7 protein-coding genes are annotated in these 6,643 nt (G+C 67.3%); 2 read left to right on the top strand and 5 right to left on the bottom strand.

Annotated elements, in window-relative coordinates; all coding sequences use genetic code 11:
* Window positions 1-255: 255 nt before the first annotated feature.
* From LC068_RS12750 to petA, 4 genes are all read right to left on the bottom strand, one after another.
* Window positions 256-870 (bottom strand): DUF1579 domain-containing protein, encoded by a 615-nt coding sequence (locus LC068_RS12750; RefSeq protein WP_226637765.1) that lies wholly within the window; start codon window positions 868-870, stop codon window positions 256-258.
* A 118-nt stretch (window positions 871-988) separates the two neighbouring features.
* Window positions 989-1,873: a cytochrome c1 gene (locus tag LC068_RS12745; protein ID WP_226637763.1), complete on the bottom strand. Its 885-nt coding sequence runs from the start codon at window positions 1,871-1,873 to the stop codon at window positions 989-991.
* Window positions 1,874-1,878: 5 nt separating this feature from the next.
* Window positions 1,879-3,180: a cytochrome b gene (locus LC068_RS12740; protein WP_226637761.1), complete on the bottom strand. Its 1,302-nt coding sequence runs from the start codon at window positions 3,178-3,180 to the stop codon at window positions 1,879-1,881.
* A gap of 17 nt (window positions 3,181-3,197) precedes the next feature.
* The gene (petA, locus tag LC068_RS12735) at window positions 3,198-3,749 is read right to left on the bottom strand and encodes a ubiquinol-cytochrome c reductase iron-sulfur subunit (RefSeq protein WP_226637759.1); all 552 of its coding nucleotides are present in this window, start codon (window positions 3,747-3,749) and stop codon (window positions 3,198-3,200) included.
* 194 nt (window positions 3,750-3,943) lie between these two features.
* On the opposite strand from petA, the gene LC068_RS12730 reads away from it, so the two are divergent.
* Complete coding sequence (locus tag LC068_RS12730) at window positions 3,944-4,384, top strand: tRNA (cytidine(34)-2'-O)-methyltransferase (protein ID WP_226637757.1); 441 nt, start codon at window positions 3,944-3,946, stop codon at window positions 4,382-4,384.
* Here the strand turns inward: LC068_RS12730 and LC068_RS12725 are convergent.
* Entirely contained in the window at window positions 4,381-5,649 is a 1,269-nt protein-coding gene (locus LC068_RS12725) for a dipeptidase (RefSeq protein WP_226637755.1), read from the bottom strand. The genes LC068_RS12730 and LC068_RS12725 overlap by 4 nt on opposite strands.
* 102 nt (window positions 5,650-5,751) lie before the next feature.
* Here LC068_RS12725 and hemF point away from each other — a divergent pair, with 102 nt between their 5' ends.
* Window positions 5,752-6,639, top strand: a complete 888-nt coding sequence (gene hemF, locus LC068_RS12720; RefSeq protein WP_226637753.1) for an oxygen-dependent coproporphyrinogen oxidase — start codon at window positions 5,752-5,754, stop codon at window positions 6,637-6,639.
* Window positions 6,640-6,643 lie beyond the last annotated feature (4 nt).

Below are 6,643 nucleotides of genomic sequence, written 5' to 3'. Positions count from 1 at the left end.
GGGGTGTTGAAAGGGCGGGGGAATTTCGGGGCGGCTGTGATGGCTGGGGCGATTGACCCAACGGCCCTTCTCCCCTCGGGGGAGAAGGTGGGCCGCGAGAGCGGCTCGGATGAGGGGGCCGTCAGGGACGAAACTGAGGCGGCTCTACTGAACGCAACCCTCCCCCTCATCCGTCAGGCTCCGCCTGACACCTTCTCCCCCGGTGGGGAGAAGGATCGGATGGGCGGCTTGCCCACCATGGACGGGAACCGCACCCTACTCTGGCAGGACCGGATCAGCGGCCGGCCAATCGGTGTCGCCGCGGCGGCGGAGGCGCATTTCGATGACGGGCATGGGCGGGCGGTCGGGCATGACGAAGGTGCCGATCTCGACCCACTCGCCATCACGGAAGGTGGTGACGTAGCGCAGTTCGCCGCCCCGGCTGGGCGTCGTCCAGGAAAAGCCGTCGGGCGTGGCGGTCAGGGGAAAGTCGCCCGCCTGGCCGTTGGCGTAGGAGCGCATGACGTAGCCGCCCTCTTCGCTCCAGGAGATGACGGCAAAGGCGTTGAACGCCGCACCACCGTCGTCATTGGCGGTGCGGCCCTCGATCACCTTGATCGATCCGCCCAGCATGGGGCCGATCCGCTCGGTATGGGGATGGGTCATGGGGGCGCCGGGGCCGGCCAGAATGGTCGCCTCGCCCACCCATTCGCCGTCCATCCAGTCGAGCACCTGCATGGCCTCGCGCTGTTGCAGCGTGCCCTGCGGGTAGACCGCCTGGGCCAGGGCCGGCGCGGTCCCGGCCAGGGCGGCGCTCCCGAGGATAGTCGCCGCCAACAGGGCGCGCACGGGCCGCCGCGCCGATGCGAAATTCAGGGACGCAGAGATCATGACCAACCCTCCCGTTGCTTTACATATTAAAGCACTTTTCCACCATCGCGGCAAGCCACGAAAAACCCGCCGGAGCGCGCCCCGGCGGGTCATTCAGTCGGTGCGGAAGCAGCGGGCCCTAGTGGGCGATGCCCTTCCAGATCCGGCGGTAGCTGGCGTAGGTCAGGCCCGCGAACAGCAGCAGGAAGATCAGCACGCCAAAGCCGGTGCGCTTGCGCTCGACCGCGTGGGGATCGGAGGCCCAGGCGATGAAGGCGGCGACGTCCTTGGCATATTGGTCGACCGTCTGGGGCGAACCGTCGTCATAGGTCACCTGACCGTCCGACAGCGGCGCCGGCATCGCGATGAAGCCGCCGGGCGGGACGTGATGCTCGTCGCCCTCCCAGAACGGGGCGAGGTCGCCGGCCATATAGGGGTTGTAGTGCTGGCCCGGGGCCATCTTCAGCCCCTGGGGCGCCGGCACATAACCCGACAGCAGCGAGTAGATGTAGTTGGCGCCGTCGTGACGGGCCTTGGCCATCACCGACAGGTCGGGCGGGGCTGCGCCGCCATTGGCCGCAGCCGCGGCCGTGGCGTTCGGATAGGGGCTCGGGAAGTGGTCCGCCGGCGTGGCCGGACGCGTGATCGGCTCACCGGTTTCGGTGTCGATATCCGGCACCTGGACCTCGGCCGCGAGCGCGCGGACGTAGGGGTTCTCGGCCGGCGACCAGTTTTCGTGGGCGTCGTAGAACGGTCCGCCGGGCTGGCCCAGGTTCCGGAACGACATCAGCTGCATGCCGTGACAGGCAGCGCAGACCTCGCGGTAGACCTTGTAGCCGCGCTGCAGCTGGGCCTGATCGAAGGTGCCGAACGGCCCCTCGAAGCTGAAGCCGCCCGAGCGCGGATGCTTGGCGCCGCCGCCTGCCGCTGTGGCCGGAGCGGCCATGGCAACCAGGCTGAGGGCGGCGACGGCCGAGGCGACGATCTTGAACACGGCGGAGCGGGTCCCGTTTTGAATGGTCATGACGATCAGCCCTTCTTCTCGGGGATGCCACCGTCAAGCACCGGCTCGGAGATCGAGTGCGGCACCGGCAGGGGGGTCTCCTTGAGACCGACCCAAGGCATGATGATGAAGAAGAAGGCGAAGTAGTAGGCCGTCAGCAGGCGGGTCAGCCACAGATAGCTGTTCAGCTGGCCGTCCAGCAGCTGGAAGCTGGGCATGCCGGGCACGACCTGGGCGTCAGGCAGCTGGGCGCCGCACCAGCCGAGGCCGACACCGACCACCAGGAAGATCAGGAAGAAGACCTTCATGGTCGGGCGGTAGCGCATCGAGCGGACGCGCGAGGTGTCCAGCCAGGGCAGGATGAACAGCACGCCGATGGCACCGAACATGGCCAGCACGCCGCCGAACTTGTCGGGGATGGCCCGCAGGATGGCGTAGAAGGGCAGCATGTACCACTCGGGCACGATGTGCGCCGGGGTCTGCAGCGGGTTGGCCGGGATGTAGTTGTCGGCGTGGCCCAGGGCGTTCGGCATGTAGAAGACGAATACGGCGAACAGGATCAGGAACAGGATGATCGCGAAGCCGTCCTTGACCGTGAAATAGGGGTGGAACGGCAGGGTGTCCTTGGGCGTCCGCTCCTTGGGGATCAGGATGCCGGCGGGGTTGTTCTGGCCCGAGGTGTGCAGCGCCCACAGGTGCAGCACAACCACGCCGAAGATCACGAACGGCAGCAGATAGTGCAGCGAGAAGAAGCGGTTGAGCGTGGCGTTGTCGATCGCCGGACCGCCGCGCAGCCAGATCAGGACCGGCTCGCCGATCATCGGGATGGCGCCGATCAGGTTGGTGATCACCTCGGCACCCCAGAAGGACATCTGGCCCCAGGGCAGGACGTAGCCGAGGAAGGCCGTGGCGATCATCAGGAAGAAGATCACGCAGCCGAGGATCCAGATGATCTCGCGGGGGGCCTTGTACGAGCCGTAGTAGAGGCCGCGCAGCATGTGCAGATAGACGGCGATGAAGAACATTGAGGCGCCGTTGGCGTGCACATAGCGGATCAGCCAGCCGCCGTTGACGTCACGCATGATGCGCTCGACCGAGGCGAAGGCCAGTTCGGTGTTGGGCACATAGTGCATGGCCAGCACGATGCCGGTGACGATCTGGACCATCAGGCAGAGCGTCAGGATGCCGCCGAAGGTGTACCAGTAGTTCAGGTTCCGCGGCGTGGGCAGCGACATATAGTCGGCGCCGAAGCGGATGATCGGCAGGCGGCTGTCGAGCCACTTTTCAATGCCGGTCTTGGGGACGTAGGTGGATTCGTGATCGCTCATGGTCTGTCCGTCCGTCCTCAGCCGATCTTCACGCGCGTGTCGGACACATATTCATAGGTAGGCACCACCAGATTCTTGGGCGCCGGGCCTTTGCGGATGCGTCCCGAGGTATCGTAGTGCGAGCCGTGGCAGGGGCAGAACCAGCCGCCGTAGTCCCCGGCATTGAAGGTCGGCACGCAGCCCAGGTGGGTGCAGGAGCCGATCACCACCAGATACTGGGAGTGGCCTTCCTTGACGCGGTCGGCGTCGGTCTGGGGATCCTTGAGGGCGCTGAGGGGGGTGTCGACCGCCTCCTCGATTTCCTTGGGCGTGCGATAGCGCACGAACACGGGCTTACCCTGCCACTTGATGACCACCTGCATGCCCTCGGCGACCTTGGTCAGGTCGAACTCGATGGTCGACAGGGCCAGGGTATCGGCGGCGGGGTTCATCTGGTTGACCAGCGGCCAGGCCATCATGACCCCGGCCCCGACCGCGGCCGCACCGGCTGCGATGTGAATGAAATCCCGGCGGGTGGCGTCGTCGCCCCCACCGTGTCCGTCGTGGTTCAGTTCGACCGATTCGGTCACATCACACCTCTCATGGGCCCCGATGGACCCGGACCGGGCCATCGACGGTATCGTCATAGTTTGACGCGAGACGTCATACACCAGCTGTACGGACCGGATTTGCGGCTCATCGCCGCAAGACGGCGTATGCCTTGAGAAAGACTCGCAAAACCAGCCGCGACAAGCCCCCGGCTCACGCGTAGAAGGGCCTTAGAATGCGTCTCGCCCTTTTTCAACCAGCCATTCCGCAGAACGTCGGCGCCTGCATCCGCCTGTCGGCCTGTTTCGGCGTCGAATTGCATGTGATCGAGCCCACCGGCTTCCGGTTCGACGACCGCGCCATGAAGCGCGCGGCGCTGGATTACGGGCCTCTGGGCCATATGACGCGCCATGCCGATTGGGACGCGTTCCAGCGCGATCGCGGGCCCGGACGGCTGGTGCTGTTCACGACCAAGGGCGCCGAGCCCCTGACGACCTTCCGTTTCCAGCCGGACGATGCGCTGCTGTTCGGATCGGAGCCGACCGGCGCGCCGGATCATGTGCACGAGGCCGCCGACGCGCGGGTGCTGATTCCGCTGAAGCCCGGCGCGCGGTCGCTGAACCTGGCGGTCAGCGCCGGCATTGCCTGCTGGGAGTGGGCGCGGCAGGCGGGCTAGTCCGCCGCGTCCGGGTTGGCGATCAGGAAGGGCGACTCCACGCGCTGCAGGCGGGCAGCGGTGGCTTCGACCTCGCGCATGACCCGCAGGATGTTGCCCCCGGTCAGCTTGAGGATGTCCGCCTCGCTCCAGCCTCGCTTCAGCAGCTCGGCGATGATCAGCGGATAGGCGTCGACGCCCGAGATGCCGACCGGCAGGCTGCTGATGCCGTCGAAGTCCCCGCCCAGACCCACGTGATCGATGCCCGCCACGTCGCGAACATGCTCGATGTGGGCGACGATGTCGGCGATGTCGGCGGTCGGCGCCGGATGATCGACGGTCCAGTCCTCCATGCCGTCGGTGACCGCTTCGGGGTCGCCGGGATAGAGCGATTCAAGCCGGGCGCGCTCGGCCGACTGGGCGGCGCCCCAGGCCCGCACCTCCTCGTCGATGAAGGAGGGCACGAAGGTGATCATCACCACCCCGCCCTTTTCCGGCAGCAGGCGCAGGACCGAGTCCGGCACATTGCGCGGGTGGCCGGTCACGCCCCGGGCCGACGAGTGCGAGAAGATCACCGGGGCCTGCGACACGCGGATAGCGTCCAGCATGGTGGCCTCGGACACATGGCTGAGATCGACCATCATGCCGAGACGGTTCATCTCGAGCACCACCGTCTCGCCGAATGGGCTGAGGCCGTCCCAGCGCGGGGCGTCGGTGGCGCTGTCCGCCCAGCTGGTGGTTTTCGAGTGCGTCAGGGTCATGTAGCGCGCGCCGGCGTCATGGAAGCTGCGCAGCAGGCCCAGCGAATCGGCGATGGAATAGCCGCCCTCCATGCCGATCAGGCTGGCGATGCGGCCCTCGCCGTGGATGCGCTCCACGTCATCGGCGGTCAGCGCCAGTTCGAAGACGTCGGGGTAGGCGTCGATCAGACGCTTCACGACATCGATCTGTTCGAAGGTGGCGCGCGCGGCCTCGAGCGGGGTCATGCTGGCCGGCACATAGACGGACCAGAACTGGCCGCCCACGCCACCGGCGCGCAGCCGAGCGATGTCGGTGTGCAGGCGGGTGCTGGCCGACAGGTCGATGCGGAGGTCCACGCCCCGGGGGTCGCTGTTGTAGGCCTGACGCAGGGCCCAGGGCAGGTCGTTGTGGCCGTCGATCAGGGGCGAGGCCGCCAGCAGGCGCCGGGCGGTGTTGATCTCGGGCGACTGGGCCAGGGCCGGGGTGGTCGCCGCCAGCGCGATCGCCGTCGCGGCCAGAACACAGGACTTCAGATGACGCGGCATGGAGGCCTCCCTTTGCATGCGGGGCACTGTCGCGGTCAGGACCGGGAGGCGCAAGTCGCCCTGCCCCCTGCCCTGCCCGGAAAAATCGACTAGAAGCCAGCCATGGACACCACCGCCCCTGCCCCGCAGCCCGATCTGGACACGCTGAAGATCGAAACCCGCGCCTGGTTCGAAGGCCTGCGCGACCGGATCCATGCGGCGCTGGAGGCGCTGGAGGATGAGGCGGACCCGGCCCTCTACCCCGGCAAACCGGGCCGGTTCGTCCGCACTGAATGGCAGCGGCCCGAGGGCGGCGGCGGCGTCATGGGCATGCTGCACGGGCGGCTGTTCGAAAAGGCCGGCGTGCACTGTTCGACCGTGCACGGCACCTTCCCCGAGGACTATGCGAAACAGGTGCCGGGGGCGGCCGAGGACCCGCGCTTCTTCGCCACGGGCATCAGCCTGATCGTCCATCCGCGCAATCCGCATGTGCCCGCCGTGCACATGAACACGCGCTTTATCGCGACGACCAAGGGCTGGTTCGGCGGCGGCGGCGACCTGACGCCGGTGCTGGACGTGGACCGACGCGAGGATGCGCCCGACACGGTCGCCTTCCACGCCGCCTACAAGGCCGCCTGTGACCGGCACGATCCGACCTATTATCCGCGCTTCAAGGCCTGGTGCGACGAGTATTTCTGGCTGGCGCATCGCAAGGAGCCGCGCGGCACCGGCGGCATCTTCTATGACCATCTGGACAGCGGCGACCACGGCGATGACTTCGCCTTTACGCGGGATGTCGGCGACGCGTTCCTCGCGGCCTATCCCGACATCGTCCGGGGCCGAATGGGCGAGGCCTGGACCGAGGCTGAGCGGGAGGAACAGCTGATCCGCCGCGGCCGCTATGTCGAGTTCAACCTGTTGTACGACCGGGGCACGACCTTCGGCCTGAAGACCGGGGGCAATGTCGAGGCGATCCTCAGTTCCATGCCGCCCAAGGTGAAGTGGCCCTGAGCCC

The organism is Brevundimonas poindexterae (genome assembly GCF_020524625.1).
GTDB lineage: Bacteria > Pseudomonadota > Alphaproteobacteria > Caulobacterales > Caulobacteraceae > Brevundimonas > Brevundimonas poindexterae_A.
The sequence above is the reverse complement of the archived record's forward strand: the minus strand, read 5'-3'. Positions and strand labels throughout refer to the sequence as shown.